Origin of the sequence: Phycicoccus mangrovi (assembly GCF_018729305.1) — a bacterium.
In the GTDB taxonomy this organism is placed as follows: Bacteria; Actinomycetota; Actinomycetes; order Actinomycetales; family Dermatophilaceae; genus Phycicoccus; species Phycicoccus jejuensis.
In genome coordinates, this window is the sequence record NZ_JAHHWP010000020.1 from 25,562 (window position 1) to 52,526 (window position 26,965).

At 71.3% G+C, this 26,965-nt stretch carries 23 protein-coding genes; 12 read left to right on the forward strand and 11 right to left on the reverse strand.

What is annotated here, in order from left to right:
• Positions 1 to 137 precede the first annotated feature (137 nt).
• The 5 genes from KMZ30_RS17670 (at position 138) to KMZ30_RS17690 (ending at position 3,807) form a co-directional block, all read left to right on the forward strand.
• Positions 138 to 347 carry a heavy-metal-associated domain-containing protein gene (locus KMZ30_RS17670; RefSeq protein WP_215513934.1) on the forward strand — a complete coding sequence of 70 codons (210 nt, stop codon included), beginning with the start codon at positions 138 to 140 and terminating at the stop codon, positions 345 to 347.
• Positions 344 to 526, forward strand: coding sequence for a hypothetical protein (locus KMZ30_RS17675; RefSeq protein ID WP_215513933.1), 183 nt, complete (start codon positions 344 to 346; stop codon positions 524 to 526). Before KMZ30_RS17670 ends, KMZ30_RS17675 begins: the two co-directional genes overlap by 4 nt.
• Entirely contained in the window at positions 523 to 2,808 is a 2,286-nt protein-coding gene (locus KMZ30_RS17680; protein ID WP_215513932.1) for a heavy metal translocating P-type ATPase, read from the forward strand. The genes KMZ30_RS17675 and KMZ30_RS17680 overlap by 4 nt, the downstream gene beginning before the upstream one ends.
• Entirely contained in the window at positions 2,801 to 3,109 is a 309-nt protein-coding gene (locus tag KMZ30_RS17685; RefSeq protein ID WP_215520083.1) for a metal-sensitive transcriptional regulator, read from the forward strand. Before KMZ30_RS17680 ends, KMZ30_RS17685 begins: the two co-directional genes overlap by 8 nt.
• A gap of 71 nt (positions 3,110 to 3,180) precedes the next feature.
• Positions 3,181 to 3,807 (forward strand): DUF4396 domain-containing protein, encoded by a 627-nt coding sequence (locus tag KMZ30_RS17690; RefSeq protein ID WP_215513931.1) that lies wholly within the window; start codon positions 3,181 to 3,183, stop codon positions 3,805 to 3,807.
• Positions 3,808 to 4,145: 338 nt separating this feature from the next.
• Here the strand turns inward: KMZ30_RS17690 and KMZ30_RS17695 are convergent, their stop codons facing one another.
• Positions 4,146 to 4,835, reverse strand: a complete 690-nt coding sequence (locus KMZ30_RS17695) for a DUF6766 family protein (RefSeq protein WP_215513930.1) — start codon at positions 4,833 to 4,835, stop codon at positions 4,146 to 4,148.
• Between the two features lie 637 nt (positions 4,836 to 5,472).
• Between KMZ30_RS17695 and KMZ30_RS17700 the strand changes: the two genes are divergently transcribed.
• Positions 5,473 to 6,405 (forward strand): transposase, encoded by a 933-nt coding sequence (locus tag KMZ30_RS17700; protein ID WP_215513929.1) that lies wholly within the window; start codon positions 5,473 to 5,475, stop codon positions 6,403 to 6,405.
• Between the two features lie 1,110 nt (positions 6,406 to 7,515).
• Here the strand turns inward: KMZ30_RS17700 and KMZ30_RS17705 are convergent.
• From KMZ30_RS17705 to KMZ30_RS17745, 9 genes are all read right to left on the reverse strand, one after another.
• Complete coding sequence (locus KMZ30_RS17705; RefSeq protein ID WP_215513928.1) at positions 7,516 to 8,295, reverse strand: sigma-70 family RNA polymerase sigma factor; 780 nt, start codon at positions 8,293 to 8,295, stop codon at positions 7,516 to 7,518.
• A 239-nt stretch (positions 8,296 to 8,534) separates the two neighbouring features.
• On the reverse strand, positions 8,535 to 8,855 hold the full coding sequence (locus KMZ30_RS17710; RefSeq protein WP_215513927.1) for a hypothetical protein: 321 nt from the start codon (positions 8,853 to 8,855) through the stop codon (positions 8,535 to 8,537).
• 655 nt (positions 8,856 to 9,510) lie between these two features.
• The gene (locus KMZ30_RS17715) at positions 9,511 to 10,812 is read right to left on the reverse strand and encodes a molybdopterin molybdotransferase MoeA (protein ID WP_215520084.1); all 1,302 of its coding nucleotides are present in this window, start codon (positions 10,810 to 10,812) and stop codon (positions 9,511 to 9,513) included.
• A complete protein-coding gene (locus KMZ30_RS17720; RefSeq protein ID WP_215513925.1) occupies positions 10,812 to 11,078 on the reverse strand; it encodes a DUF6457 domain-containing protein in 267 nt (88 codons plus the stop codon). The genes KMZ30_RS17715 and KMZ30_RS17720 overlap by 1 nt, the downstream gene beginning before the upstream one ends.
• 35 nt (positions 11,079 to 11,113) lie before the next feature.
• Positions 11,114 to 11,863 (reverse strand): respiratory nitrate reductase subunit gamma, encoded by a 750-nt coding sequence (narI, locus tag KMZ30_RS17725; RefSeq protein ID WP_215513924.1) that lies wholly within the window; start codon positions 11,861 to 11,863, stop codon positions 11,114 to 11,116.
• Entirely contained in the window at positions 11,860 to 12,579 is a 720-nt protein-coding gene (gene narJ, locus KMZ30_RS17730; protein ID WP_215513923.1) for a nitrate reductase molybdenum cofactor assembly chaperone, read from the reverse strand. The genes narI and narJ overlap by 4 nt, the downstream gene beginning before the upstream one ends.
• Positions 12,576 to 14,237 (reverse strand): nitrate reductase subunit beta, encoded by a 1,662-nt coding sequence (gene narH / locus KMZ30_RS17735; protein ID WP_215513922.1) that lies wholly within the window; start codon positions 14,235 to 14,237, stop codon positions 12,576 to 12,578. The genes narJ and narH overlap by 4 nt, the downstream gene beginning before the upstream one ends.
• A gap of 1 nt (position 14,238) precedes the next feature.
• On the reverse strand, positions 14,239 to 17,955 hold the full coding sequence (locus tag KMZ30_RS17740) for a nitrate reductase subunit alpha (RefSeq protein ID WP_215513921.1): 3,717 nt from the start codon (positions 17,953 to 17,955) through the stop codon (positions 14,239 to 14,241).
• Positions 17,956 to 17,981: 26 nt separating this feature from the next.
• The gene (locus KMZ30_RS17745; protein WP_308279845.1) at positions 17,982 to 18,713 is read right to left on the reverse strand and encodes a helix-turn-helix transcriptional regulator; all 732 of its coding nucleotides are present in this window, start codon (positions 18,711 to 18,713) and stop codon (positions 17,982 to 17,984) included.
• Positions 18,714 to 18,985: 272 nt separating this feature from the next.
• On the opposite strand from KMZ30_RS17745, the gene KMZ30_RS17750 reads away from it, so the two are divergent.
• Both KMZ30_RS17750 and KMZ30_RS17755 read left to right on the forward strand, forming a co-directional pair.
• Positions 18,986 to 20,290, forward strand: coding sequence for an MFS transporter (locus tag KMZ30_RS17750; protein WP_308279844.1), 1,305 nt, complete (start codon positions 18,986 to 18,988; stop codon positions 20,288 to 20,290).
• Positions 20,291 to 20,313: 23 nt separating this feature from the next.
• The gene (locus tag KMZ30_RS17755; RefSeq protein WP_215513919.1) at positions 20,314 to 21,714 is read left to right on the forward strand and encodes an MFS transporter; all 1,401 of its coding nucleotides are present in this window, start codon (positions 20,314 to 20,316) and stop codon (positions 21,712 to 21,714) included.
• A gap of 98 nt (positions 21,715 to 21,812) precedes the next feature.
• Here the strand turns inward: KMZ30_RS17755 and mobA are convergent, their stop codons facing one another.
• Positions 21,813 to 22,373 carry a molybdenum cofactor guanylyltransferase gene (gene mobA, locus KMZ30_RS17760; RefSeq protein ID WP_215513918.1) on the reverse strand — a complete coding sequence of 187 codons (561 nt, stop codon included), beginning with the start codon at positions 22,371 to 22,373 and terminating at the stop codon, positions 21,813 to 21,815.
• A gap of 53 nt (positions 22,374 to 22,426) precedes the next feature.
• Here mobA and KMZ30_RS17765 point away from each other — a divergent pair, with 53 nt between their 5' ends.
• The 4 genes from KMZ30_RS17765 to KMZ30_RS17780 all read left to right on the forward strand — a co-directional run bounded on the left by KMZ30_RS17765 (position 22,427) and on the right by KMZ30_RS17780 (position 26,926).
• Positions 22,427 to 22,714 carry a DUF2249 domain-containing protein gene (locus tag KMZ30_RS17765; RefSeq protein WP_215513917.1) on the forward strand — a complete coding sequence of 96 codons (288 nt, stop codon included), beginning with the start codon at positions 22,427 to 22,429 and terminating at the stop codon, positions 22,712 to 22,714.
• A 65-nt stretch (positions 22,715 to 22,779) separates the two neighbouring features.
• Positions 22,780 to 23,175, forward strand: coding sequence for a hemerythrin domain-containing protein (locus KMZ30_RS17770; RefSeq protein ID WP_226903068.1), 396 nt, complete (start codon positions 22,780 to 22,782; stop codon positions 23,173 to 23,175).
• Positions 23,172 to 24,296, forward strand: coding sequence for a DUF8744 domain-containing protein (locus KMZ30_RS17775; RefSeq protein WP_215513915.1), 1,125 nt, complete (start codon positions 23,172 to 23,174; stop codon positions 24,294 to 24,296). The genes KMZ30_RS17770 and KMZ30_RS17775 overlap by 4 nt, the downstream gene beginning before the upstream one ends.
• Complete coding sequence (locus KMZ30_RS17780; protein WP_308279843.1) at positions 24,293 to 26,926, forward strand: multicopper oxidase domain-containing protein; 2,634 nt, start codon at positions 24,293 to 24,295, stop codon at positions 26,924 to 26,926. Before KMZ30_RS17775 ends, KMZ30_RS17780 begins: the two co-directional genes overlap by 4 nt.
• Positions 26,927 to 26,965 lie beyond the last annotated feature (39 nt).

Sequence of the window (26,965 nt, forward strand, 5' to 3'; positions counted from 1 at the left end):
CCACAGGGACACCGCAGTGTGCCGCTCCCACCTGTGCCGAACCTGTGGGACACCAGCCTCTTGCGGAATACCCCCCTGGGGCATACGTTAAGCCGTACAGGTACCCGGTAGGGGTATCACGACGAGAGGTTGACACCATGAGCACCACCGAGTTCCGCGTCACCGGCATGACCTGCGGGCACTGCGAGATGTCGGTCCGCGAAGAGGTCAGCGAGCTCCCGGGTGTCCAGGTCCTCGAGGTCGACGCCGCGTCCGGGCGGCTCGTGGTCGGCGGAGACCAGGTCGACGAGGCGCAGGTGCTGGCCGCCGTGGAGGAAGCCGGGTACACCGCCGAGCCCGTCCGATGAGCGCCGCCACCCGGCTGGCGCTCTTCGGGGCCGCCCTGGCCCTGGTCTTCGTCGCCTCCTTCACCGCCGCCGGCGCGCTTGTGCCGCAGGCCGTGGTGACTCGCTGGGAGTACCAGGGCCAGACCCCCCACTCACCCGCCTCCACCACATCGCACCAGCACGGAGGGTCCGAGCGATGAGCACCACCACACCCAGGACGGGCCAGTCCATCGAGCTGCAGATCGGCGGCATGACGTGCGCCTCCTGCGCCAACCGCATTGAGCGCAAGCTGAACAAGCTCGACGGCGTCCAGGCCAGCGTCAACTACGCCACCGAGAAGGCCACGGTCACCACCCCCGCGGGCTACGACCCCGCCGCACTGGTCGCCGAGATCGAGAAGACCGGCTACACCGCGGCCCTGCCGGCGCCGGCCGCCACCCCAGGCGCGCCGAGCGAGGACGCACCAGACCCCGAGCTGACCGGGCTGAGCCACAGGCTGATCGGCGCCGCAGCCCTGTCGGTCCCTGTCATCGCGATGTCGATGGTCCCCGCGCTGCAGTTCACGTACTGGCAGTGGGCCAGCCTCACCCTCGCGGCCCCGATCATCCTCTGGGCCGCGTGGCCCTTCCACCGCGCAGCATGGGCCAACCTGCACCACGGCAGCGCCACCATGGACACCCTGATCTCCATGGGGACCCTCGCCGCGTTCCTGTGGTCCCTCTACGCCCTCTTCCTCGGCACCGCCGGCACACCGGGCATGACCCACCCGTTCGAGCTGACCATCGCCCCCTCGGACGGCGCCGCCAACATCTACCTCGAGGTCGGCGCCGGCGTGACCCTGTTCATCCTCGCCGGGCGCTACTTCGAGAAGCGCTCCAAGCGCCAGGCCGGCGCCGCCCTGCGCGCCCTGCTGGAGATGGGCGCCAAGGAGGTCTCCCTCCTGCGCGACGGCGTCGAGACCAAGATCCCGGTCGAGCAGCTCACAGCAGGCCAGGAGTTCGTCGTGCGGCCGGGCGAGAAGATCGCCACCGACGGCGTCGTCGTCGCCGGGACCTCCGCCGTCGACGCCTCCATGCTCACCGGCGAGTCGGTCCCGGTCGAGGTCGCCGCCGGGGACGCCGTCGCCGGCGCGAGCGTCAACGCCGGCGGCCGCCTCGTCGTGCGCGCCACCCGGGTCGGCGCCGACACCCAGCTGGCCCAGATGGCCCGGCTGGTCGAGCAGGCCCAGACCGGCAAGGCCGCCGTGCAACGCCTGGCCGACCGCATCTCGGGCGTGTTCGTGCCCATCGTCATCGCCCTCGCCGTCGCGACCCTCGGCGCCTGGCTCGGAGCAGGCTTTCCCACCTCCGCCGCGTTCACGGCCGCCGTCGCGGTCCTGGTCATCGCCTGCCCCTGCGCCCTCGGCCTGGCCACCCCCACGGCCCTGCTGGTGGGCACCGGTCGCGGAGCCCAGCTCGGCATCCTCATCAAGGGCCCCGAGGTGCTGGAGTCGACCCGCACGATCGACACCGTCGTGCTGGACAAGACCGGCACCGTCACCACCGGCCGGATGACCCTGACCGAGGTCCTCACCGAACCGGGCCAGGACCGGTGCGAATCGCTCCGGCTGGCCGGAGCGCTCGAGGCCGCCTCCGAGCACACCATCGCCCAGGCCGTCGCGCGCGCCGCCGCCGACGAGACCGGGCCGCTGCCGACGCCCGAGGACTTCACCAACCTCGAAGGCCGCGGCGTCCAAGGCGTCATCGACGGTCACGCCGTCGTCGTCGGACGCCCCTCCCTGCTCGCCGACTGGTCCCAGCACCTCTCCCCCGCGCTCCTGCAGGCTAAGGCGCGCGCCGAGTCCGAGGGCAAGACCGTCGTCGCCGTCGGGTGGGACGGGCAAGCCCGGGCGCTGCTCGTCGTCGCGGACACCGTCAAACCCACCAGCGATCTGGCCGTGCGCGAGCTGCAGGCCATGGGCCTGACCCCGGTCCTGCTCACCGGCGACAACGAGGCCGCCGCCCGGCACATCGCCGCCCAGGTCGGCATCGAGCAGGTCATCGCCGAGGTGCTCCCCCAAGACAAGGCCCAGGTCGTCACCCGCCTCCAAGCCGAGGGCAGAACGGTCGCCATGGTCGGTGATGGTGTCAACGACGCCCCCGCCCTCGCCCAGGCCGATCTCGGTCTGGCCATGGGCACCGGAACCGACGTCGCCATCGAGGCCTCCGACATCACCCTTGTGCGCGGCGACCTGCGTTCCGCAGGCGATGCCATCCGCCTCTCTCGCGCCACCCTGCGCACCATCAAGACCAACCTGTTCTGGGCGTTCGCCTACAACGTCGCCGCCCTCCCCCTGGCCGCGCTCGGCCTGCTCAACCCCATGCTCGCCGGCGCAGCCATGGCCTTCTCCAGCGTCTTCGTCGTCGGCAACAGCCTGCGCCTGCGCACCTTCACCGGCACCACCACCCAGCCCACCGACACCCCCGAGGACCCCCATGCCTGAGCCCAGCAGCCCCGAGCACCACCACGGCTACATCAGCGAGAAGGACGGCTACCTCAACCGGATGCGCCGCATCGAGGGCCAGGCGCGCGGCATCGCCCGGATGATCGAGCAGGAGCAGTACGGCATCGACATCCTCACCCAGATCAGCGCCCTCAACCGGGCCCTCGAAGGCGTCGCCCTCGGCCTCATGGACGACCACCTCGCCCACTGCGTCCTGGACGCCGCACGCGCCGGCGAGGACCAAGGCGCCGCCAAGCTCAAGGAAGCCTCCGACGCCATCCGCCGCCTCGTGCGCTCCTGACCACGCCCGACCCCACGCCTGCCGACGCACCCGCGCCGGTACGCCCCCACCACTCATCCCCGGGAGGACCCATGACCAGCCACGCAGAGCACGCGCCCACCCACACCGGCCACGACCACCACGGCGGTCACGCCACCGGCGGCGTGGCCCGCATGGCCGTCAGCGCCACCCTGCACTGCCTGACCGGGTGCGCCATCGGCGAGATCGCGGGCCTCATCATCGGCACCGCCGCCGGGCTCGGGAACGCGAGCACCATCGTCATCTCAATCGCCCTGGCCTTCTTCTTCGGCTACACCCTCTCCACCCTCCCCCTGCTCAAGGCCGGGCTGGCCGCCACCACCGCCCTGCGCGTCGTCCTGGCCGCCGACACCGTCTCCATCGCCACGATGGAGGTCACCGACAACGTCGTCATGGCCCTCATCCCCGGCGCCATGAACGCCGGCCTCGTCAACACCGTCTTCTGGATTGGCATGGCGATCTCCCTCGCCGTCGCCTTCGTCGCCGCCTACCCCGTCAACGCCTACCTGCTCAACCGCGGCAAGGGCCACGCCCTCACCCACGAGTACCACGACGCCGCACCCGCCCACGGAGCACGACGCCTCATCCCCACGTTTAGCACCGGTGCCCTCGTCGCCACCCTGACCGCGTTCATGCTCGGCGGCCTCGTGGTCTCCATCGCCGACAGCCTCACCTCCTGATATAGGTGAAGCCAACAGTTTCGAGTCCTGCCGGGGGCGCCCTCTAATATGACGCCTGACCTGCAAAGACACCGAATCGTGGAGGCGTGCGTGCCCCAAGCGTGCCCTTTGAGGCGGCCTCCGAACCGAACCATCCCTCAGGCCGATGGGCGGCAACCCGCCTCGTGGTGCACCGCTTCAGCGCCGTCTCTTCCCGGGTTGGTTCACTGCCGGCACGTGATGCCCGAAGCACATCCGTGAGCCGGGGACGTTTGGTCCATCAGCCCCTCGCGGCTGTGGATCGGGTCGAGCGGCGGTCGCGTCGTCCGTGTACAGACGGCAGTGATGGTGACCGACCGCTACTCGCTGGACTGGGTCACCGCGTGCGGCGCTCCGACCTCCTTGCTCTCCGGTGACCCCCGCTCGCGCAGATAGATCGCAAACACCGCCATGGTGCCGATCGCGAGCAGCTCGCTTTGCCAGTTCTGCAGCGTGCGCCCCCAGAAGTCCGGCGACGCCAGGTACGCCCCCATGCTGAGGGGGTCGAGCTGGTCGCGCAGCCGCTCCTCGTTGTTCGCGACCCGGCCCGCAATCGCCTGGGCCGACCAAGACCCGAGGAAGATCAGCAGCATCACGAGCACCAGCGAGTGCGAATTTAATCGAGTGCGCCAGCCTCCGACCTTCGCCCAAGCCGGCGAGTCCGGCCTTGCGAACTGCTCCACCATCTGCTGCTCGTCGCTCTCACGGCCCTCGTCGCCCGGCGACTTCGACTCCGACGACCCCCGCTGCACCAGCCACACCGTGAGGAAGATGTACAGCACGAACTGCAGGAACTCCGACTGCCAGTTCTCGGCCACGTCCACCGCGAAGCTCGATGACGTCACGTACCGGAACAGCGAGATCTGCTGCAAACCAAAGGTCCTCGCCTCTTGGTTGTAGCCGACGACGCCCCAGAGCGACTGCCCCAGCAACGTGAGCAGCAACAGTCCGCCGAAAACCAACGACAGCGCGTTGTCACGGAAGAACCCCCGCGGCTCCGGCGCACTCATCGCAGCATCAGCCCCATCACCACGCAGAAGACCAACCCGACTGAGATGAGCACCGCATAGGCCCAGAACACACGACGCACCATCACGTCCCTTCTATAAGGCAGTCGTATGGCACCGACGGATCACTCGAGGTCCCGCCTCGCTGACCTCGTGGACCAAGAACCGCCCACTGCCATCCCCAGAGGACAACGCGACAACCTCGCGCCCCCGAGGGAGGACGCTCCCCGAACGAGACAGCAGCCCTTGGCCGCGGTAGCCCCTGCCCCTCCCGCGCGCATCACCCCGGTCCTGCGCCCGCGCAGGCGAGCCGCCCTCCCTGCTCGAAGGCGGCTCGCGCACGAAAAGCGCTGTGCGTGCCCTGCTTGCGAGAACCCGACCAAGGTCCTATTGGCTCCCGCCGACGCGGATGTCGCGGTCTTCGTGCTGCTTCAAGCATGACAGGTTGCAGCACCGGGGGCTAGAGGTGAAGATCGTGTGTCGCCTCACGGATCGGCGCTCACCATTCAGCCGCTTTCAGTTGAGTCCCCGATAGTGGTGTAGCGCGGTTGCGGAGATCGTCCTGATGATGGACGTGGATGCGGCCACCGCGTGATCCTTCGAGTGAACGTCTCACGGCACCCTCGAACGGAGCATCACGATGACCGCACCACACATTGTCGACCCTGCAGGCCTTCTGGGTGAAGCCCTCGCGCAGGCCTCCCCGGATCTGATGCGCAGCCTGCTGCAGTCGATCATCAACACGCTGCTGTCCGCGGATGCCGACGCCGTTGTCGGGGCGGAGTACGGCCGGCCCTCCCCGGGACGCAGCGCGCAGCGCAACGGCTACCGGCACCGGGACCTGGACACTCGGGTCGGCACGATCGATGTCGCGATCCCCAAGCTGCGCACCGGCACCTACTTCCCCGAGTGGCTGCTGGAGCGGCGCAAGCGGGCCGAAACCGCGCTGATCACGGTGGTGGCCGACTGCTACCTCGCCGGCGTGAGCACCCGACGGATGGACAAGCTGGTCAAGACCCTGGGGATCGACTCGCTGTCGAAGTCGCAGGTGTCCTGGATGTCGGGCGAGCTCGACGCCATCGTCGAGGACTTCCGCCACCGCTCCCTGGGCGATGCCGGACCGTTCACGTTCGTCACCGCGGACGCGCTGACCATGAAGGTCCGCGAAGGAGGCCGCGTGGTCAACTCCGTGGTCCTGCTCGCCACCGGCGTCAACGGCGAGGGACACCGCGAGGTCAAGCTCCCCGCCGTCCACGACCACCTCGACGCCGCCCGGGCCGACCTGCTGGCCTTCGCCACCTTCCCGAAGGAGATCTGGACCCAAATCTGGTCCAACAACCCCACCGAACGCCTCAACCGGGAGATCCGCCGCCGCACCGACTACGTCGGCATCTTCCCCACCCGCACCGCGATCGTGCGACTCGTCGGCGCTGTCCTGGCCGAGCAGACCGACGAATGGGCCGAAGGGCGCCGCTACCTCGGCCTCGAGGTCCTCGCCCGCTCCCGCGTCACCATCGTGCCCTCAACCGACCAAGAGATCGGAGCCGACGCCCTCCCCGCCCTGACCGCATAACCACAAAGAGGAGCACGCAGCGCTACACCACCATCAGGGACTTGACCGGAAGCTCCCAGAGGCTCAAGCCGTACTGCTGTCTGTTCGCGTCGACAGATGTGGTCGCCCATCGGGCACACCACCGCACCGGCCTCACGCCGACGGGAAGACAGGTCCTCGGGCGAGTAGGACAGGAACTGGTGACGCGCGGTGGCTGGCCCCCGATAGGTCGTCCTCAGCACCACACAGCGGCACAAGTATGCCCTTCCACCTACGTCATGCCGCCGCCAAATGCGCTCACCCGTTGAGCCCGGGGCTCTTCAAGCGGAAGCCGAGAACGATCACCGCGCGGTCCACGCCTGCACCATCGACCCATCCTCGTGCCGGAACAAGTCTCCTGCCCGGGCTGGGGTGGGGTCGCGTGTGGCGCAGCTGGGCCCAGAGCAACCGCTACCGCCCACGAGAGTCCGGGTGAGCGGCGCCCAGGGCCGGACGGCGTTCCGCACGTGAGTAGTTCAAGTCGGGGACTCTACTCCATGGGGTCTAAACGCACCATCGACGTCAAATCAGGGTGGCCATCCGTGATCGACCCGAAGTGGACGAGTCCGGTCTCGTAGGCGAGCACCACGGCCTGTGTAGGGCTGGTCAGCGGTCCGCTTCACCTGCTATCCGGGACCCATCAACGCGACCGCTCGCTCGCGGAACTTGGGAGCGCAGAGGCGAGTCACTGGCGAAGCCTCTACATGCGCCCTCAACTCCTCAACTTGACACCAACCCAGGAGGCACGTGGGGCTGTCAACCGAACCTTCGGCAGTCCCACTCGAGATGTCGTCTGGAGGGATGTGCGGTAGACGCCGTCGACGTCACCCCAAGGCTGCGCGGCCACCGGCGCGACGGTCCGCTTGACCCCCACCTTCCCTACCTGCTGGGCGGACACGGACCCGCACGCCGTACAGGGGCGCGCGAAACTCCCTGCGGGGCCTTCAGCATGCCGATGCACGTCCCGAAGGATCCGCAATACGAGCTGATCGGCAGGGCCTTTCTCCAAACGCGCACCCGTGCCGCATCACCACGACTATGGGCCGGACAGCGAGCCTCAAGCGAAGGCGCCCTCACGCCGATCCCACTTGGTCAGGCGGCGACCGCGTCGAGGCTCCCCCGCAGCTGCCGCAGGATGCGTGTCAGGATGCGGGACACCTGCATCTGGCTGACCCCGAGCACCGACCCGATCTCCGACTGCGTCAGCTCCTCGACGAAGCGCAGCCGCACCACGCGCCGGTCCTGCTCCCCCAAGGAGTCCAGGGCCAGCCGCAGGTCGGCGTGCTGCTCGAAGCGGTGGACGAAGTCCCCGGGGTCGGCCAGCCGGTCGCCCTCGGTCCCTCCCGCCAGCACCGGTGCATCGAGCGAGGCCGGGCGGAAACCGCTGCCGCACAGGCGTGCCGACTCGACGTCGGCGCACTCGCACTTCAGCAGCTCTGCGATCTCGGCCACCGTCGCCTCGCGCCCCAGTCGATGGCGCAGGCTCTCCTCCGCCACGACGACCTCGGCCCGCAGCTCCTGCACGCGGCGCGGCGGGCGGACGACCCAGCCGCAGTCCCGGAAGTGGCGCTTGAGCTCTCCGGTGATGGTCGGGACGGCGAACGCGACGAAGCCGGCCCCCGAACCGGGGTGGTAGCGGTCGGCGGCCGCGACGAGGGCCGTCCGGGCGACCTGCTCGAGGTCGTCGCGGTCGATACCGCGCCCGGAGTACCGACGCGCCAGGCCATCGGCCAGCGGCAGCATCTCCTCGACGACCTGGCTGCGCAGCCGTCGCTGCTCGTCGGGGTCTGTCGTGACGGCGACGCGGTCAAGGAGGCAGTCGACGATGTGGTCGCGCTCGCCGGGAAGGGTGGAACGAGGGGTCTTGGACATGTCTATCCTCCATCCGAAAGAAGGAGGGCACACTGCTTGACCCGCTAAGCGGCCGGGTCTAGACCGAAGGTACGACCGTTGCACGGATGTTGCGCTGGTGGGGCCTTCGTGAAACGGAGTTTTCGCGCGGCGCCGACCGGCCCGACACGAAATTCTTGCCCGCCGGTGACCGGCCCGCTCAGGACGACGGCCGTGCGCGCTCGCTGACCGTCGCCCTGGCCCGCAGCATGCGGCCGAAGTCAGCTGGGTGGGGCCACCTCGTCGAGCACGGCCAGGTCGTCGCACCCGAGCGACAGTTGCTTCGCCCGATCGACGTCGGCCGCCGCTTGCGTCGTGACGAACCGTGTGACGACCTCCCGTTCCGACCTCCTCTCGTGGTACACCGTCCCCGCCGCGAGGGGCCCGAGCTGCCCCGTGAACGACGGGCACCGTGTCCAGATCGTCGAGACGCTCAGCCCCCTCGACGATCTCGCGCCCCTCGATGGCGTCCGCCGTCGCGGCAACCCTCCCGACTCGAATGCCACGCGCTCCGCGCCCAAGTGGACCACGAGGTGGCCCACCAGGCGATGCAGAACCGCGCCCCGTGCACCCGGCGCCGCGTGTGCGGAGCCGAGCCACGGCATCCGGCAGTTCAGGACAGCACACATCCCCTCTCCTCCTTCGGCCGCGGTCCCTGCCCCGGCCGTGGGCGCCCCCAGCGACCTCTGCTTAGCGGCGCGTTCGCACGCCAAGCCCTGACGGGGGCATCACACTTGACGGGCCTTCACGTCAACGTCCGGTCTTCACCGGCTCCCTGCGCGTCGAGGCGGGCCCTGTGTTCGGCTCAGCAACGGCCGACTTGAACACAGCCGTCGGTCTGGTCGACAGCGCCCGCCCCCGCGCCAGTCCGTGAAGGACCACGCCCGACGCGATCGCGAAGCCATGGCGACCTACGACAGAGGCGGCTCCGAAGCGGGGCTCGAAGACTACTGAGGCGCGTGTCCTGGCTCGCTGACTGCCGAATCCCCGGCCATGCGCCCGTGGATCGAATACTGTCGACACAGGGGGGTGAAACGATGAAGAGCGCGTACCGGGTGCCGGCGGCCCCGACGGCGCAGACCGGGGATCCGGGAGCTGACCCGGACAAAGCGCGTTCGGACTTGGTGGTCAGGGCGCTCGAGCCTCAACGCGGCCGCGCGTTGTGTCGAAGGTACGACGCCAACATCGGGACGGCGCCTAAACCGCCGGGCAGCCGGACCAGCCCGTCAGCCGGACGGTGACCAACTCGCCGACGCCGATCCCGTCAGCGTCGCAGACGACCGCCAGCCCGTTCGCGCCCACGAGGGAGCGCACGCCGTGGGCGCGCTCACCGCCGATGGGTGTGGCTTGCCACCGCCCGTCGTCGATGCGCTCCAGCCGGACTCGGACGAGCGACACGCGCCCGTCGGCCCCCGGGAGTCGCTCCGTGGCCGTTGCTTCAACAGCACGGGCCGCGATGGGTCGTTCTCCAAGCAAGGCGATGGCAGGGGCCGCGAGCATCTCGAACGCCACCATCGCCGCTACCGGGCTGCCGGGCAGCCCGACGAAGCCGACCGGGCCACCACCCGGTCCCGGCTCGAGGTCCAGCACTCCCAGCACGGCCGGTTTCCCGGGCTTCATCCACAGCGAGACGGCCTCGACCGGGTGCCGCCCACCGTCGAGGCGGGCCACGAGGTCGGCGGCGCCACCCGACGCGCCACCGGAGGTCAGCACGAGGTCGACCCGGCCGGACAGCCCGTCGAGCGCCTGCAGCAGGGCGTCGGGGTCGTCGGCCACCAGTGGGAAGCGGAGCGGCACTCCTCCGGCGCGGCGCACGAGCGCCTCGAGGACGGGCCCGTTGACGTCGGGGACGCGCGCGCCCCGCAGGTGGCGGCCCGGCGCGACGACCTCGTCCCCGGTGGACAGGACGGCGACGACGGGAACCCTGGTCACCCACAGCGTGTCGCGACCGGTGGCGGCCGCCAAGGCGATCTCGGCAGCTCCGACGACGTCACCGGCCGCGGCGAGGAAGTCATCCGCGTCCAGGTCCTCACCGCTGCGCCGCACGTGCTGTCCCGGCCGAGGCGCGTCGTGGACCTCGACCCAGGCGGGGAGGTCGTCGTCCAGCTCCCCCACAGGCGCGCCACCGGTCTCGGGCGTGCCGGTGCGCTCCCACGCGACGACGGCGTCCGCCCCCGGCGGCAGCGGAGCCCCCGTCATGACGCGGACGGTCGCGCCCGAAGTGACTGGGACGGCGGCCGGTTGCCCCGCCCGGACCTCGGCGAGGACGCGCAGGCGTGCACCCGGCGCGATGTCGGCAGCGCGCACCGCGTAGCCGTCCATCGCCGAGCAGTCGAAGCGTGGGACCGGGATGGCTGCCCGCAGCGGCCGCGCCAGCACTCGGTCCAGCGCCTCGCCGAGCGGCACCGCCTCCGGACGGAGCGGGTGCAGGCGGCCGAGCAGGCGCGCCAGCGCGACCTCGGGGTCGAGCGCCGGACGGGTGGTGGGCAGGACGGTCATCACGAGGTGGTGGGCACTGTCGTGCGCAGTGCGGCGAGCAGCTCGTCCTGTGAGACCGTGTGCCCGCCCGCGCCCCGCGCTCCGACCGCGAGACCGAGGATGAACGACCCGACCGGGGCCATGGGGCGGGCGAGGTGGTGGGCGATGTCCTTGGTCAGCCCGTGGATGCCGGTGACGTCGACGTCGGCGGGGTCGACGCCCACGGACGCGCAGGCGTCGGCGATCCAGGTGCGCCACTCCTGCTCGGCGGCGGTGAGGTCGGTCATGGTGCTCTCCTTGCGGGTCGGGGGGCGGGACGGCGTCACTTGCGGGTCAGCTCGGGGCGGTCCCACCCGCGCTGCGGGGCACGGTTGCCGGTCCCCCGCCCGGGCCGGGCGTCCTTCGAGCGGTACACGAGATAGGGCCGGGTGAGGTAGCCCAGCGGGGCCGAGAAGACGTGGACGAGTCGGGTGAAGGGCCACATTGCGAAGAGGAGGAAGGCCAGCAGCGCGTGCAGCCGGAACCCGATCGGCGCGTCGGCCATGAGCTCGGGACGGGGCTGGAGGAGGAAGATGCCGCGGAACCACGGGCTGACGCCCTCGCGGTAGTTGTACTCGCCGCCGAACTGGAGCAGGCTGCCCGCGACCGTGTTCCACATCCCGAGGACGACCACGGTGCCGAGGACCGCGTACATGACCTTGTCATTGAGGGTCGTGGCCCGGAAGACCGGGCCGGTCGTCCGGCGCCGGTAGACGAGGATGACGAGTCCGACGACGGCGGCAATGCCGGCGGGGATTCCGCCGGCCAGGGCGATGACGTGGTACGCGTGCGGACTGAGACCCAGCGCGTTCGTCCATACCTGCGGGATGACGAGGCCGATGACGTGGCCGGCGACGACGCCGAGCATCCCGACGTGGAACAGCGGGCTGCCTAGGCGCAGCAGCCGGCTCTCGTAGAGCTGGCTGGAGCGGGTGGTCCACCCGAACTTGTCGTAGCGGTAGCGCCAGACGTGACCGACGACGAAGACGGCGAGGCAGACGTACGGGACGATCACCCACAGGACGGTGGTCATCGGGGAGCTCCTACCGGGATGGTCGGGCCGAGCAGCGCGGTGGTGTCGGCGGGTTCGGGGCGAGGGTTCAGGCGGGGGTCGACGGCGTAGGGCTCGAGCCCGACGTCCTCCTGCGGCGGTCCGTCGGCGACCAGGCGCAGCAGCGCGGTCTCGTCGTCGCCGTCGAGCTGCGGGAGGGTAGTGCGCAGGGCCTCCAGGGCGGGCAGCCAGGGCGAGCCACGTCGTGCGAGACCGGCTCTCAGGACCTCGATGCCGACGCGGTGGGCGGTGAGCAGGTGCCACGCGGTGGCCCAGTCGTGGACGGCGCCGAACTCGAGGACGACGCACAGGTGGTCGGGGAGCTCGGAGTCGACGTCGAACTCGACCCCGGCCTTCCGGTAGGCCTGCTTGAACTCGACGAGGGCCACCCCTCGTCGGCGGGTGTCGCCGTGGGAGAAGTAGGTCAGGTGCAGCGAGCAGCGGCGGGTGACGTCGAAGGTGTCGACGTACTCGCGCTGCAGCGCCCCGAGGTCGCTCCGCTCCAAGGTGTCGAGGGCGACGTCGAGCGGGTCGCGCTGCGCTGCAGGCAGGGCGGCCACGACCCTGCGCAGCATGGGCACCCGCGCGAGCAGCGTCTCGTCGGGGTAGTCGAGTAGAAGGGAGACGACCTGCCAGGTGTCCACGAGGTCGTGCTCGGACAGGCCCGGCTGCGTGCCCCGATGCCGGCGCCACCTCATCGGTCGGCCTCCTGGTCGGTCGGGAAGAGTCCGTCCGGCATCCCACGGCCGTCCCAGGTGAGGAGGTTGACGCGACCGCGCAGCGGGTTGTCCCCGGGCAGCTGCTCGAGCGAGTCGGCCGACTGGGTCTGCTGGAGCACCCGGAAGTTCTCCACCGCGACCGGCGTCGGCGCGGCACCGGACCCCTCACCGAAGACGTCGCTCTGCCCCCCGCCGTACTCGGAGACAGCGCACTCGGTTGCCAGCTCCTCGAGGGCGTGGGCCTGCTCGGCGTGGGCCGGGGGGATGACGTAGCGCTCGGAGTACTTGGCCAGCGCCAGGAGGCGGAACATCTCGTACATCGCCTCCCCCTCCATCCCCACGGCTGCCGGGATCTCGTCCCGGGGGTCGCGACCGAGGTTGATGTCGCGCATGTACGAGCGCATCGCGGCGAGCTTCTTCAGGACGCGATCGACCGGGGCGACGTCGCCGGCGGTGAAGAGGTTCGCGAGGTACTCGACCGGGATGCGCAGCGTGTCGATCGCGCCGAAGAGGTTGTCGACGTCCTCGGCGTCGTGGCCGGTGTCCTTGACGACGTCGACGACCGGCGACAGCGGCGGGATGTACCAGACCATCGGCATGGTGCGGTACTCCGGGTGCAGCGGCAGCGCCACCCGGTGGTCGAGGATCAGCTTCTTGACCGGGCTGCGTCGGGCGGCCTCGACCCAGTCGGTGGGGATGCCCGCCGCCTCGGCCTCATGACGCACGTCCGGGTCCTCGGGGTCGAGGAAGCATCCGAGCTGCGCCTCGTAGAGGGCGTGCTCGTCCTCGACCGAGGCCGCCTCGAGGACCTTGTCGGCGTCGTAGAGCACGAGTCCGATGTAGCGCAGTCGCCCGACGCAGGTCTCGGAGCAGACGGTCGGAATGCCGACCTCGATGCGGGGGTAGCAGAAGGTGCACTTCTCGGCCTTGCCGGTCTTGTGGTTGAAGTAGACCTTCTTGTAGGGGCAGCCGGTGATGCACATCCGCCAGCCGCGGCAGCGGTCCTGGTCGACGAGGACGATGCCGTCCTCCTCGCGCTTGTAGATCGCGCCGCTCGGGCACGAGGCCGCGCAGGAGGGGTTGAGGCAGTGCTCGCAGATGCGGGGCAGGTAGAACATGAAGGTCTTCTCGAACTCCATGCGGACCTTGTCCTCGATGCCCTTGAGCATGGGGTCCTTGACGGCGTGCTCGCGCGAGCCGCCGAGGTCGTCGTCCCAGTTCGCGCTCCACGAGACGTTGATCGGCTTGCCGGAGATCAGCGAGTGCGGGCGCGCGACGGGGAAGGTCTTCTGCGCCGGGGCGTTGAGCAGCGTCTCGTAGTCGTAGGTCCAGGGCTCGTAGTAGTCCTGGATGGAGGGCATCTTCGGGTTGCTGAAGATGGTGGCGAGCTTCTTCAGCCGACCTCCGGCCCGCAGACGCAGGCGTCCGTTCTTGACGACCCAGCCCCCCTGCCACTCCTCCTGGTTCTCGTACCCGCGGGGATAGCCGAGGCCGGGGCGGGTCTCGACGTTGTTGAACCAGACATACTCGGTGCCGGCCCGGTTGGTCCACGCCTGCTTGCAGGTGACCGAGCAGGTGTGACACCCGATGCACTTGTCGAGGTTCATGACCATCGCCATCTGCGCCATGACCCGCATGTCAGTACTCCACGTCCTGGTTGGTGCGACGGCGGATCATCGTGACCTCGTCGCGGTTGTTGCCGGTGGGCCCGATGTAGTTGAAGAAGTACGACAGCTGTGCGTAGCCGCCGATGATGTGGCTCGGCTTGATCATGATCCGGGTGAGCGAGTTGTGGATTCCGCCTCGCTTGCCGTCGCGCTCGGTCAGGGGCACGTCGATCAGCCGGTCCTGGGCGTGATGCATGTAGACGGTGCCCTCGGGCATCCGGTGCGACACGATCGCGCGGGCTGCGACGACGCCGTTGCGGTTGACCGCCTCGACCCAGTCGTTGTCGTGGACGCCGATCTTCTCGGCGTCGAGGTCGGACATCCAGATGGTCTGCCCGCCCCGTGAGAGCGAGAGCATGAAGAGGTTGTCCTGGTACTCGCTGTGGATCGACCACTTGTTGTGCGGGGTGAGGTAGCGCACCGAGACCCCGAGGGCGTTCTGCTCGCCGAGGGCGGTCTCGCCGAAGAGCTCGGTCATGTTCAGCGGCGGCCGGAACACCGGCAGCGCCTCCCCCATGCCGAGCACCCAGTCGTGGTCGACGTAGAACTGCTGGCGCCCGGTGAGGGTGTGGAAGGGCTTGTGCCGCTCGATGTTGATGGTGAAGGGCGAGTACCGCCGCCCGCCGGACTCCGAGCCCGACCACTCGGGTGAGGTGATGACCGGGACGGGCGCGACCTGGGTGTCGGCGAAGGTGATCTGCTTTCCTTCGTGCTCGGCCGCGAGGTCGTGCAGCACCGTGCCGGTGCGCTTCTCGACGTTCTTGAAGCCGTGGGTCGCGAGGTGACCGTTGGTGGTGCCGGACAGGTGGAGGATCGCGTCGGCGACGTGGATGTCGGTATCGAGGCGTGGCTGGCCCTCCCCGGCTCCGCTCGGGACCACCCCGTTGCGTCGGCGCAGGAGGTCGACCTCGCGCCTCACGTCGTAGGGCACGCCCTTGGTGAGCATCCCGACGGACTCCATCAGCGGCCCGATGGAGGTCATCTTGTCGTACACCGCGGGGTAGTCGCGCTCGGTGACGACGAGGGCCGGGAGGGTCTTGCCGGGCACCGGCTCGCACTCCCCCGCGCGCCAGTCCTTGACCACCCCGTGCACGGTCGCCATCGCCTCGGGGGTGTCGTGCCACAGGGGCTTGGCGACGACGTCGCGGCGGGTGCCGAGGTGGTCGACGGCGAGCTCGGAGAACCGCTTCGCGATCGCCTTCCACGCCTCCCAGTCGGTCTTGGACTGCCACGGGGGTGCGATGGCCGGGTTGAAGGAGTGCACGAACGGGTGCATGTCGGTGGTGTTGATGTCGTGCTTCTCGTACCAGGTGGCCGCCGGCAGCACGACATCCGAGAAGAGGGTCGAGCTGGTCATCCGGAAGTCGATGGTCGTCAGCAGGTCGAGCTTGCCCTCGGGCACCTCCTCCGGCCAGGCGATGCCCGCCGGCCGCTTCTCCGGCGGCGCCTGCTGCGCGGTGACCGCGTTGTCCGTGCCGAGGAGGTGCTTGAGGAAGTACTCGTTGCCCTTGGCGCTGGAACCCAGGAGGTTGGCTCGCCAGAGGCTGAGGATGCGCGGGTGGTTCTCCTCGGCCTCCGGGTCCTCGACGGCGAACTTCAGTGCGCCCGACTGCAGCTGGTCGACGACGTAGTCGGCGGGGGCCATCCCGGCGGCGTCGGCCTCGTCGGCCAGGACGAGGCTGCTGCGGTCGAAGGTCGGGTAGCTCGGCGTCCAGCCCAGGCGCACCGACTGGGCCAGCAGGTCCATGACGCCCTTGCCGGCGAACACCCCGGTGCCGGCGTCGACGTCGTCGGCGGTGAAGGTGTCGTAGCGGTACTGGCTCGTGTTGACGTACCAGTACGCGGTCTGGTTCATGTGCCGTGGCGGGCGGTGCCAGTCCAGGGCGAAGGCCATGTGCTGGAAGCCCATGATCGGGCGGACCTTCTCCTGGCCGACGTAGTGCGCCCAGCCGCCGCCGTTGCGGCCCTGGCAGCCGGTGATCGTGGTCAGGACGAGCATCGCGCGGTAGATCTGGTCGGAGTGGAACCAGTGGTTGGTGCCGGCGCCCATGAGGATCATTCCGCGCCCCTGGGTGTCGACGGCGTTCTGCGCCCACTCGCGGGCCAGCCGGACCACCTGCTCGGCGGGCACGGAGGTGATCTCCTCCTGCCACGCGGGGGTCGCCGGGGTGGACGGGTCGTCGTAGCCGGCCGGCCAGGTGCCGGGCAGGCCGTCGCGGGCGACGCCGTACTGGGCGAGCATGAGGTCGAGGACGGTCGTCACGAGGCGGTCCCCGACGCGGCGCACGGGGACCCCGCGCTCGACGTGAGCGACCTTGCCGTCGGGGGTGTCGAAGCGCGGCAGGACGACCCGGACCGACCCGGTGGCGGTGTCGTGCACCGACAGTGCGGGCTCGAGGTCGCCGAGCTGCAGGTTCCACCGACCCAGCCCTTCGTCACCCCAGCGGAACCCGAGCGAACCCTGCGGCACGGCGACGGTGTCGGTGCGCGCGTCGAGGACGACCGGTTTCCACATCGCGTTCTCGGAGGTGGCCTCGGCGACGTCGAGGTCGCCGGCGACGACGTACTTCCCGGGGCGGTAGGCCGCCTCGCCGTCGGCGCCGACCGGGGCGGAGTCGTCGACCTCGAGGGAGACGAGGAAGGGCAGGTCGGTGTACTGCCGGTTGTAGTCGGTGAAGAAGTCGACCTGCCGGTCGATGAAGAACTCCTTGAGGATCACGTGCCCCAGCGCCATCGCGAGGGCGCCGTCGGTGCCGGGCGCGGCCGCGACCCACTCGTCGGCGAACTTGACGTTCTCGGCGTAGTCGGGCGAGACGGCGACGACCTTCTGCCCGCGGTAGCGCGCCTCGGTCATCCAGTGCGCGTCGGGGGTGCGCGTCATCGGGACGTTGGAGCCCCACATGATGAGGTAGCCGGCGTCCCACCAGTCCCCGGACTCGGGGACGTCGGTCTGGTCGCCGAACATCTGCGGGGAGGCGTTGGGCAGGTCGGCGTACCAGTCGTAGAAGGAGAGCATCGGGGCGCCGATGAGCTCGAGGAAGCGGGCGCCCGAGGCGTACGACACCGGCGACATCGCAGGGATCGGAGAGAAGCCGGCGATCCGGTCCGGGCCCCAGCGCTTGACCGTGTAGACGTGTGCGGCGGCGACGAGGTCGACGACCTCCTCCCAGGTGGAGCGCACGAGCCCGCCCTTGCCGCGGGCGGACTTGTAGCGTCGCGCCTTCTGCGGGTCCTGGACGATCGAGGCCCAGGCCAGCACGGGGTCACCGCCGACCGCGCGGCGCGCCTCCCGGAACATCTCCAGCAGGACGCCGCGCACGTACGGGTAGCGCACCCGGGTCGGCGAGTAGGTGTACCAGCTGAAGGCAGCCCCGCGCGGGCAGCCGCGGGGCTCGTACTCCGGGCGGTCCGGCCCGGTGGAGGGGTAGTCGGTCTGCTGCGCCTCCCACGTGATGATGCCGTCCTTGACGTACACCTTCCACGAGCACGAGCCGGTGCAGTTGACCCCGTGGGTGCTGCGCACGACCTTGTCGTGCGACCACCGGTCACGGTAGAACGCGTCCCCCGCCCGGCCGCCCTCCCGGTGCAGCGCCCGACGGTCCGGCGAGACCTCGCCGCGGGTGAAGAAGCGACGGGTGCCGACGAGGGCCTCGGTGAGGGGTCCGTCGAGTCCGGGGGTCGTGGCCATGGGTCGTCTCCGGGAGGGTCGAGGGCCTACGAGGCCCGGAACGGTGTGGTGGTGCGGATGTGCGCCAGGCAGCGGGTCTCGGTGACGAACGGCTCGAGCGCCACCTGAGCGCCGCTCTCACCGGACATGACCATGGACTCGGCGACCAGGCCGCGGTGCACGCCGCAGACGACGGCCTGGTTGTCGCGGGCGAGGTCGAGGAAGGGGCAGTCGCTCAGCTCGACGCGGGCGGCCCGACCGCCCTCGGAGGTCGAGACCTCCGGTTGGTAGCCCCAGTCCTCCAGGACGTCGATGACCTCGCCGACCCGGCCGAGCCAGACGCCGGCGCTGTCGGCTGGGGTGCGCTCCGGGTGGTCGGTCAGGTGCTCGCGGGCCCAGCGGCGACCTGCCTCGTAGGGCGTGATGCGTTCGCCCTGCACCGAGGCCGTCATCGCCTCGGTCAGCAGCGTCGTCAGCAGGCGCAGGGGCTCCGGGTGGCCGGCCCCGGTCGGGGTCGCGGGCGGGAGGGGTCGGTAGACCTTGCGCGGCCGGCCGGCTCCCCCGGTGCGGACGAACTCGCTCTCCAGCACTCCCGCGGCGACGAGCTGGTCGAGGTGGAAGCGCACCGTCGTCACGTGGAGGTCGGCCTGCGGCGCGAGCTCGGCGGCGGTCAGGCCCTGCGGGGAGTCCGCGGCGCTCGTCTCGAGCACGTCGACCAGGAGGCGGCGGACGGGGGAGGCGAGGAGCGCGGCGGCGTCGTACTGCTGCGGAGTGGTCACCGGACGATCCTCCCCTCCTCCTATTTGCCGGACTCTGTCGCTCCATATAAGCACATGCCGGGACCGGGGGTGAAGTGCCCCGGATGATGCAAATGCACTGTTTCTGAGCCGTTCTCAGCATTTACTACGCCAAGTAGTTGTCAGGACGGCGGGGCGGGAGTAGCGTCCGCGTCGGCAGTTTTAACGGATGATCTTCCTTCCAAACTGGAGGACATATGGCATCGCCCGCCACCACCCTGGGCACGTCCCCGACGAGGGATGTCGCCCACCCTGTGGGCGCCCCGGGCGCCCGGCGGGTGCTCGTCCTGTCGAGCGCCGCGTTCACCCTGATGTTCGCGGCGTGGCTGATGTTCGGCATCCTCGGGGTGCCGATCCAGAAGGAGCTCGGCCTCTCCGACCCCGAGCTCGCCTGGGTGAGCGCGGTGGCGGTGCTCAACGGTTCCCTGTGGCGCCTGCCGGCCGGGATGCTCACCGACCGGTTCGGCGGTCGCCGCGTGATGACCGTCCTCCTGCTCGCCACGGCCGTCCCCGCTTGGTTCGTCGCGCACGCGCAGAGCTACGGCGCGCTCCTCGCGCTGGCCTTCCTCGTCGGCTTCGCCGGCAACTCCTTCAGCGCCGGTATCGCCTGGAACGCCGCCTGGCAGCCCCGCGAGCGCCAGGGCCTGGCCCTCGGGGTGTTCGGTGCCGGGAACGTCGGGGCGTCGGTCACCAAGTTCATCGGCCCTCCCCTCGTCGCGGGCACCGCCGGCGCCGCGTGGTTCGGCGGCACGTTGCAGGGCGGCTGGCGCCTGGTCCCCGTCATCTACGCCGGGCTCCTGCTCGTCATGGGCGTACTGGTCTGGGTGGGGACCCCCTCCCGCGACCGGATGCCGGGCCGCTCGGCGACCATCGCCTCCCAGCTCTCCCCGCTGCGGCAGGTCCGGGTGTGGCGCTTCAGCCTCTACTACGTCGCCTTCTTCGGCGCCTACGTCGCCCTGGCCGCCTGGCTGCCGAAGTACTACGTCGACAACTACGGCGTCTCGCTCACCGTCGCCGGTCTCCTGACCGCGCTCTACATCTTCCCCGCGTCGCTGCTGCGGCCGCTCGGCGGCTGGTTCTCCGACCGCCTCGGTGCCCGCCGCGTCATGTACGCGACCTTCGCGGTGATGCTCCTGGCCTCGGGGCTGCTCATGATGCCGAACGGCCACCTCGTCATCCAGCACGCGGACGGCTCGCAGTCCTCCCACCTCGCCTACAGCCTCGGCATCGTCCCGTTCACGGCCCTGCTCGTCGTCCTCGGCAGCGCGATGGGCATCGGCAAGGCGGCCGTATACAAGCACATCCCCGAGTACTTCCCGCACGCCGTCGGCTCCGTCGGCGGCCTGGTCGGGATGCTCGGCGGCCTCGGCGGCTTCGCCCTCCCGCCGCTGTTCGCCTACACCAAGGCGTGGACGGGCTTCCCCACCTCCACCTTCTTCGTCCTCTTCGTCCTCGTCGCGCTCAGCGCGCTGTGGATGCACCTGACCGTCGTGCGGATGCTGCACGAGGAGTCCCCCGAGCTCGCCCACCGTCTCGAGCCGGCCGCGGCCGCGCACTGAGCACCACCTCCGAGGAGAACGTCATGTCCACCACCACGACCCGCCCAGAGCAGAAGGGCGAGTGGCTCACCGCCTGGGACCCCGAGGACGAGCGCACCTGGGACAAGGGCCTCGCCTGGCGCACCCTGTGGGTCACCACCTTCTGCCTCACCCTCGCCTTCGCCGCCTGGTACCTGCCGAGCGCCGTCATCCCCAAGCTCAACGCCCTCGGCTACGACTTCACCAAGGGCCAGCTCTACTGGATGGCCGCCATGCCCGGCCTGGCCGCCGGCCTCTTCCGGCTCGTCTGGATGGTCCTGCCCCCCGTCCTCGGGACCCGACGGCTCGTCACCCTGACCAGCCTCCTGCTCATCGCCTCCACCCTCGGCTGGGGAGTGCGCGTCCAGAGCCCGACCGCCCCCTACTGGGAGCTCATGGTCCTGGCCTTCCTCGCCGGCATCGGCGGCGGCGCGTTCTCCGGCTTCATGCCGAGCACCTCCTACTTCTTCCCCAAGCGGATGCAGGGCACCGCCCTCGGACTCCAGGCGGGGCTCGGCAACTTCGGTGTCTCCCTCGTCCAGCTGCTCACGCCCTACCTCGTCGCGATCTCCGCGCTCGCGGTCTTCGGCGGCAGCCAGCAGCTCACGGTCCCCGGCAAGCCTGAGAAGACCGTCTGGTTCCAGAACGCCGCCTTCGTCTGGATCCCCCTCATGATCCTCGGCGCCCTCCTCGCGTGGACCCTCCTGAAGTCGGTCCCGGTCAAGGCCGACATCCGCCAGCAGTTCGACATCTTCCGCAGCCAGGACACCTGGTGGATGACCGTCCTCTACATCATGACCTTCGGCACCTTCTCCGGCCTCGCCGCGCAGTTCGGTCTGCTCATGACCAACCTCTACGGCAGCGGCAACACTGACATCGTCCGTGGCACCGGCGCCTCGGCCACCGTCCTCGTCGCCGGCTACGCGGTCCCCGACGCCGTCAAGTACGTCTTCCTCGGCCCCCTCGTCGGCGCCGGCGCCCGCGTCCTCTTCGCCCCGCTGACCGACCGCACCGGCGGGGCCCCCTGGACCCTCGTCTCCGGTGTCGGCCTCGTCGGCTCGATCGCGTACACCATCCCCGCGCTCACGCCCGACACCTCGTCTTCGGCGGCCCTCCAGAGCGGGTTCACGCACTTCCTCTGGGGGATGCTCGCGATCTTCCTCTTCAGCGGCATCGGCAACGCCTCCACCTTCAAGCAGATGCCGATGATCTTCGAGCGTCGCCAAGCCGGTGGCGTCATCGGCTGGACCGCGGCGATCGCCGCCTTCGGCCCCTTCTTCTTCGGGGTCGGCGTCACCACCCTCGGACCGGTCGCCTTCTACGGCGTCGGCATCGCCTGGGCCGTCCTCTGCCTCGCGATCACCTGGTGGCGCTACGCCCGTCCTGGCGCGCCGCGCCCGAGCTGACCCCTGCTCCCCCGCACCCGCGGCCCCGTCGTTCCCCTGCCCGGCAGGGCCGCGCACCACCCCGCCCCACCCGACGACACCCGAGAGGAACCCCCATGTCAGCGCCGACGCCGCAGCCGCTCCAGGTCCTCCGGGGTGTCGACGTCACGCGAGCGTCTCCCCGGCACCGGGACCCTCTCGTGCTCCAGCTCGAGCAGCCGCTTGGCGCGGCCACCTGTGACAGGACCCGGCAGCAGGCGCCTGACCGCAGCCGTGCGGTAGACGGCGAGCAGCGGGTTGGCGTGGCCGTCGTCGTCGACCGCCACCGCGGCGTCGGTCCCGGAAGACAGGAGCACCGAGCGCAGCTGTGCGAGAACGGGGCCCGCGAACGGCATGTCACCGGCGACGACACCCACGACCGGTCCCTCGACGAGCGCCATCCCGGCCGCCGCGGCCGCGAGGGGACCGCCCCCCGGGGGCTCCTCCCGGGTCCACCGCACGCCGGAGCGGCGCACCTCGCGTCGCGGCCCAACGACGACCACCGGCCACGCGGGCGGCAGGTCGTCGAGCAGCCGGTCCAGCACCGTGTGCCCGCCCAGGTCCGCCGCCAGCTTGTCGCTGCCGAACCGGGTCGAGCCCCCGCCGGCCACGACCACCACGGGCATCGCGTCGTCGTCCACCACCGCAGTCTCCCAGCCCACCACCAGCACCACGACCCCCAGGAGCAGTCACCGTGTCCCACACCGATCTCCCCGTGACCCCCGTCCAGCACACGTGTGGCTGCGGCGACGCCGGCCACGGCGTCCCCGAGCTCGACGTCCGCCCCATCCCGCACGCCATCCGGCACGCCACCGTGTTCGGAGCCATGTCGGCGATCCCTGCCGGCGGCTCGCTCGTCCTCGTCGCCCCCCACGACCCCAAGCCGCTTCTGGCCCAGCTCGCCGACCGCGAGGGCCCGATCACCGTCACCTACCTCGACGAGGGACCCGAGGCCTGGCGGCTGCGGGTCACCCGCGCCTGACCGGGCGGAGGAGGGTTGTGTGCTCGTACTGCGGGTGCGAGAGCATCACCGTCATCGGCCGCTTCATGGCCGAGCACGAGGCCGTCATCGACGCCTGCGGTGATCTGCGCCGCGCCTGCAGCGGAGGGCCCCTCGACGTGACCTCGGCGGCCCGCCGGCTCACCGCCCTCCTCCGCCCTCACACCGCCGCCGAGGAGGCGGGCCTGTTCGCGCTCCTCGGCGAGGACCCGGAGTTCCGCGACCACGTCGCCACCCTCTGCGATGAGCACCAGGCGCTCGAGGACGCCCTGGCCGCCGTCGCCGCCGGGGAAGTGGCCCGGATGCCGGCCTTCGAGCTCGCGCTGCGACGCCACATCGACCGTGAGGAGAACGGCCTGTTCCCGGCCGCGGCGGTGCGCTTCGCCGGACCCGAGTGGGACCAGGTCGTCCTCCTCACCCCGGCGGCCGGACCCCCCGCATGACGAGCTCCCGCCGCACCTGGCTCCTGCTGCCCGCCGGTGTCGGCCTGCTGGCCGGCGTCTCTGCCGGGCTCGCCCGGCTCGGCCTCCCGGCGCCGGCCGGCCGGGGCCTGGTCGACGCGCACGGGCCGCTCATGGTGCTGGGCTTCCTCGGCACGCTCGTGGCGCTCGAGCGGGCCGTCGCCCTCCGGCGGTCGTGGGCGCTCGCGGCGCCCGTCCTGCTCGGCGCCGGCGGGGTCACCCTCGCGCTCCCCCTCCCCCGCCCCTGGGGTCAGGTGCTGCTCCTCGACGGGACGGTCGCGCTCGTCGCGGTGCTCGTCGCCCTGTGGTCGCGTCGTCGCGACGACACGGTGGCCGTCGAGAGCCTGGGCGCCGCCCACGCGGTGCTCGCCGCGCTGCTGTGGCCGCGGCTGGGGGCGGCCGAGGTGCTGCCGCTGCTCGCCGGCTTCGTCGTGCTGACCGTCGCCGCCGAGCGCGTCGAGCTGGCCGCCCTGCACCTGCCCCGGACGGCACCCCGCACCCTGGTGCTCGCGGCGACGGCGACCGCCGGGTGCACGAGCGCGGCGCTGCTGTGGCCGGACCTCGGGCTGCGCGCGACCGGTGTCGCCTTCCTCCTCCTCGCGGGGTGGCTCGCCCCGCGCGACGTCGCCGTCCGCACGGTGCGGTCGCGAGGCCTGCCCCGCTTCGCCGCCGCCGCGATGCTCGCCGGGTACGCCTGGCTGGGTGCCGCGGGCCTGATCTGGGTCGCGGCCGGGTCCACGACGACGTCCGGCCGGCACGACGCCCTCGTGCACGCCGTCTTCCTCGGGTTCGCGATCAGCATGGTCATGGCGCACGCGCCCGTCATCCTCCCCGCCGTCCTGCGCCGCGCCGTGCCCTACCGGCCGGTCTTCTGGCTGCCCCTGGGAACCCTGCACGCCACCCTCCTCGTGCGCGTCGCCGGGGACCTCGCCGGCGTCCCCCTCGTCCGCCTCGTGGGCGCGGTCGGCACGGCGAGCGCCCTGCTGGCGCTCCCCGTCACCGCGACGGCGAGCGCGCTCGTCGCCTCCCGCAGGCCCTCCGCTCCTCGCGCCGTCCTGCGCGCCGCCCACCCCACCGCCCCCGAGAGGACCCCCGCCCCGTGAGCCTCCCGCCCGCCGTCCGACGCGCCCGCTTCCCCCTGCGCGACCGTCCCGGGCTCGTCTGGCTCACCCTCGCCGTGCTCGTCGCGCTGGCTCACCCCGTGGTGCCCGCCGCCTCCTGGCTCGTGGTGCACCTCGTCCTCCTCGGCGCTGTCACGCACTCGGCGATGGTGTGGAGCACGCACTTCACCCAGGCCCTCCTCAAGACCCCCGACTCGCTCGACGACCGGAGGCGGCAGAACCGGCGGATCCTCGCCCTCCTGGCCGGCGCGGCCCTCGTCCTCGTCGGGGTGCCCGGCTCGTGGTGGCCCCTCACCGTCACCGGGGCGGCGCTGGTCTCGCTCTCGGTCGTCCTGCACGGCCTCGCCCTCCGGCGGCGCCTGCGCCATGCCCTGCCCGGTCGCTTCCGCATCACCGTCCGGTACTACCTCGTTGCCTCCTCCTGCCTGCCCGTCGGTGCCGGGTTCGGGGCGTGGCTCGCGCACGGCCTCGACGACGAGCAGCACGGGCGGGTCCTCGTCGCCCACTCGATGGTCATGGTGCTCGGTTGGCTCGGCCTGACCGTCACCGGGACGCTTGTCACCCTGTGGCCGACGATGCTCCGGACCCGCATGGACGACCGGGCCGAGCGCCTGGCCCGGCAGGCGCTCCCCGTGCTGGTGGGGGCGGTCGCCCTGCTCGCCGGAGCGGCGCTCGCCGGTCGGCAGAGCGTTGCGCTCGTCGGGCTCGCGGCGTACGTCGCCGGCCTGGCCTGGTGGGGCAGAGCGCTTTTCGCGCCGGCCCGGCAGTCCCCTCCGCGGACGGTCGCCACGGTGTCCGTGGCCGCCGCCGGCGCCTGGGGCCTCGTCGCCGTCGCCCTCGTCGGCGTGCGGCTCGCCACCTCGCCGTCGTGGTCGGGCGTCGCCGACGGCTACGACGTCGTCGCCGCGGTCGTGGCCGTCGGGTTCGCGGGGCAGCTGCTCACGGGGGCCCTCGCGCACCTCATCCCCGTGGTCCTCGGCGGAGGACCGTCCGTGGCGCGCGCCGCCTCTCGGCAGTTCGACCGGGGCTGGGTGGCCCGCGTCGTCGTGGTCAACGTCGGGCTGCTCGTCTGCCTCCTCCCCGTGCCGTCGCCGGTCAGGGTGGCGGTCTCGCTGGTCGTCCTCTTGGCCCTCGCCATCTTCGTCCCCCTCCTGCTCTCGGCCGTCCGGGCCGCCGTGGCGGCACGGCGGGCCCTCCTGGAACGCGTCGCGGACGACCCACCCTCCGTGGCCGCCGCACCCGTCGTCGCCGCGGCCGGCGCCGGCGGGCAGGTGGTCGCCGGGATGGCGCTCGTCGCCCTCGCGGTCTCGCTAGGCGTGGCGGCCGGCCCCCCGTCGACGGGCACGGAGCGGCGGCCGGTCGTTGCCGTCGCGGCCACCGGTCACACCACCCGGGTCCGGGTGGAGGCGCACGACATGGCCTATGTGCCCTCCGCGATCACGGTCCCGGCCGGGGACCGTCTCGTCGTCGACCTCGTCAACGTCGACCCCGGCTCCCCGCACGACCTGACGTTCGACGACGGCAGCGGGACCTCACGCGTCATGCCGGGCCGCTCCGAGACCCTCGACGTCGGTGTGCTCGGTGCCGACACCGACGGCTGGTGCAGCATCGTGGGCCACCGTCAGATGGGGATGGTGCTGCACGTGCGGGTGGCCGGCGCTCCCCCGTCCCGCGCGGACGTCCCGGCGGTCGCCTCGTCCCCGGGGTCGATGCCGGTCGACCTGTCCCGCGACGTCGACCCGGCGTTCCGTGCCGTCGACGCGACCATCCCCCCGCTCGGGCCGAGCAGGGTCCACCGCGTCACCCTCCACGTCCGCGAGAGCGTGCTCGACGTGGCGCCCGGTGTCCGCCAACGACGGTGGACGTTCGACGGCGGCGTCCCCGGCCCCACCCTGCACGGCCGGGTCGGAGACACCTTCGTCGTCACCCTCGTCAACGAGGCCACGATGGGCCACTCGATCGACTTCCACGCCGGCGAGGCCGTTCCCGCCCAGGTGATGCGCACCATCCCACCGGGCGACCGGCTGACCTACCGCTTCACCGCCGACCGAGCCGGGCTGTGGATGTACCACTGCTCGACGATGCCGATGAGCACCCACATCGCTGCCGGGATGTTCGGGGCCGTCCTCATCGAGCCGCCCGACCTGCCGGCCGTCGACCACAGCTACCTCCTCGTGCAGTCCGAAGCGCACCTCGACGGTGATGGACGGACCGCGCCCGCCGGAGTCGACGCCGCCTCGGCCAGCGCTGATACCCCCGACCTCGTCACCTTCAACGGCATCGCCGACCAGTACCTCGCCCGCCCGCTCACGGCCCGGCAGGGTCAGCGGGTCCGCCTCTGGGTCCTCGCCGCCGGACCGAACCGCGGCAACTCCTTCCACGTCGTCGGCACCCAGTTCGACACCGTGTGGAGCGAAGGCTCCTTTCTGCTCCGGCATGGGCGAGGCGCCGGCGGAAGCACGCACGGCGGCGCGCAGACGCTCGCCCTCGCCGTCGCCCAAGGTGGGTTCGCCGAGATCACCGCGGGCCGACCCGGGGTGTACCCCTTCGTGACCCACCAGATGTCCGACGCCGAGCGCGGCGCGAGAGGGGCCATCGCCATCACTCCGTGAGCAGGCCGACCGAGCTCCACCACGCCAACCCACGCGCCG

Coding starts and splice junctions, on each gene's coding strand:
- KMZ30_RS17740 (WP_215513921.1), bottom strand. CDS start 17,955: ATGGCCACGACCCCCGGACTCGACGGACCCCTCACCGAGGCCCTCGTC.
- KMZ30_RS17755 (WP_215513919.1), top strand. CDS start 20,314: ATGTCCACCACCACGACCCGCCCAGAGCAGAAGGGCGAGTGGCTCACC.
- KMZ30_RS17715 (WP_215520084.1), bottom strand. CDS start 10,812: ATGACCGTCCTGCCCACCACCCGTCCGGCGCTCGACCCCGAGGTCGCG.
- KMZ30_RS17680 (WP_215513932.1), top strand. CDS start 523: ATGAGCACCACCACACCCAGGACGGGCCAGTCCATCGAGCTGCAGATC.
- narI (WP_215513924.1), bottom strand. CDS start 11,863: ATGACCACCGTCCTGTGGGTGATCGTCCCGTACGTCTGCCTCGCCGTC.
- narJ (WP_215513923.1), bottom strand. CDS start 12,579: ATGAGGTGGCGCCGGCATCGGGGCACGCAGCCGGGCCTGTCCGAGCAC.
- KMZ30_RS17670 (WP_215513934.1), top strand. CDS start 138: ATGAGCACCACCGAGTTCCGCGTCACCGGCATGACCTGCGGGCACTGC.
- KMZ30_RS17685 (WP_215520083.1), top strand. CDS start 2,801: ATGCCTGAGCCCAGCAGCCCCGAGCACCACCACGGCTACATCAGCGAG.
- KMZ30_RS17770 (WP_226903068.1), top strand. CDS start 22,780: ATGGCCGAGCACGAGGCCGTCATCGACGCCTGCGGTGATCTGCGCCGC.
- KMZ30_RS17720 (WP_215513925.1), bottom strand. CDS start 11,078: ATGACCGACCTCACCGCCGCCGAGCAGGAGTGGCGCACCTGGATCGCC.
- KMZ30_RS17700 (WP_215513929.1), top strand. CDS start 5,473: ATGACCGCACCACACATTGTCGACCCTGCAGGCCTTCTGGGTGAAGCC.
- KMZ30_RS17705 (WP_215513928.1), bottom strand. CDS start 8,295: ATGTCCAAGACCCCTCGTTCCACCCTTCCCGGCGAGCGCGACCACATC.
- KMZ30_RS17675 (WP_215513933.1), top strand. CDS start 344: ATGAGCGCCGCCACCCGGCTGGCGCTCTTCGGGGCCGCCCTGGCCCTG.
- narH (WP_215513922.1), bottom strand. CDS start 14,237: ATGCGGGTCATGGCGCAGATGGCGATGGTCATGAACCTCGACAAGTGC.
- KMZ30_RS17695 (WP_215513930.1), bottom strand. CDS start 4,835: ATGAGTGCGCCGGAGCCGCGGGGGTTCTTCCGTGACAACGCGCTGTCG.
- KMZ30_RS17775 (WP_215513915.1), top strand. CDS start 23,172: ATGACGAGCTCCCGCCGCACCTGGCTCCTGCTGCCCGCCGGTGTCGGC.
- KMZ30_RS17690 (WP_215513931.1), top strand. CDS start 3,181: ATGACCAGCCACGCAGAGCACGCGCCCACCCACACCGGCCACGACCAC.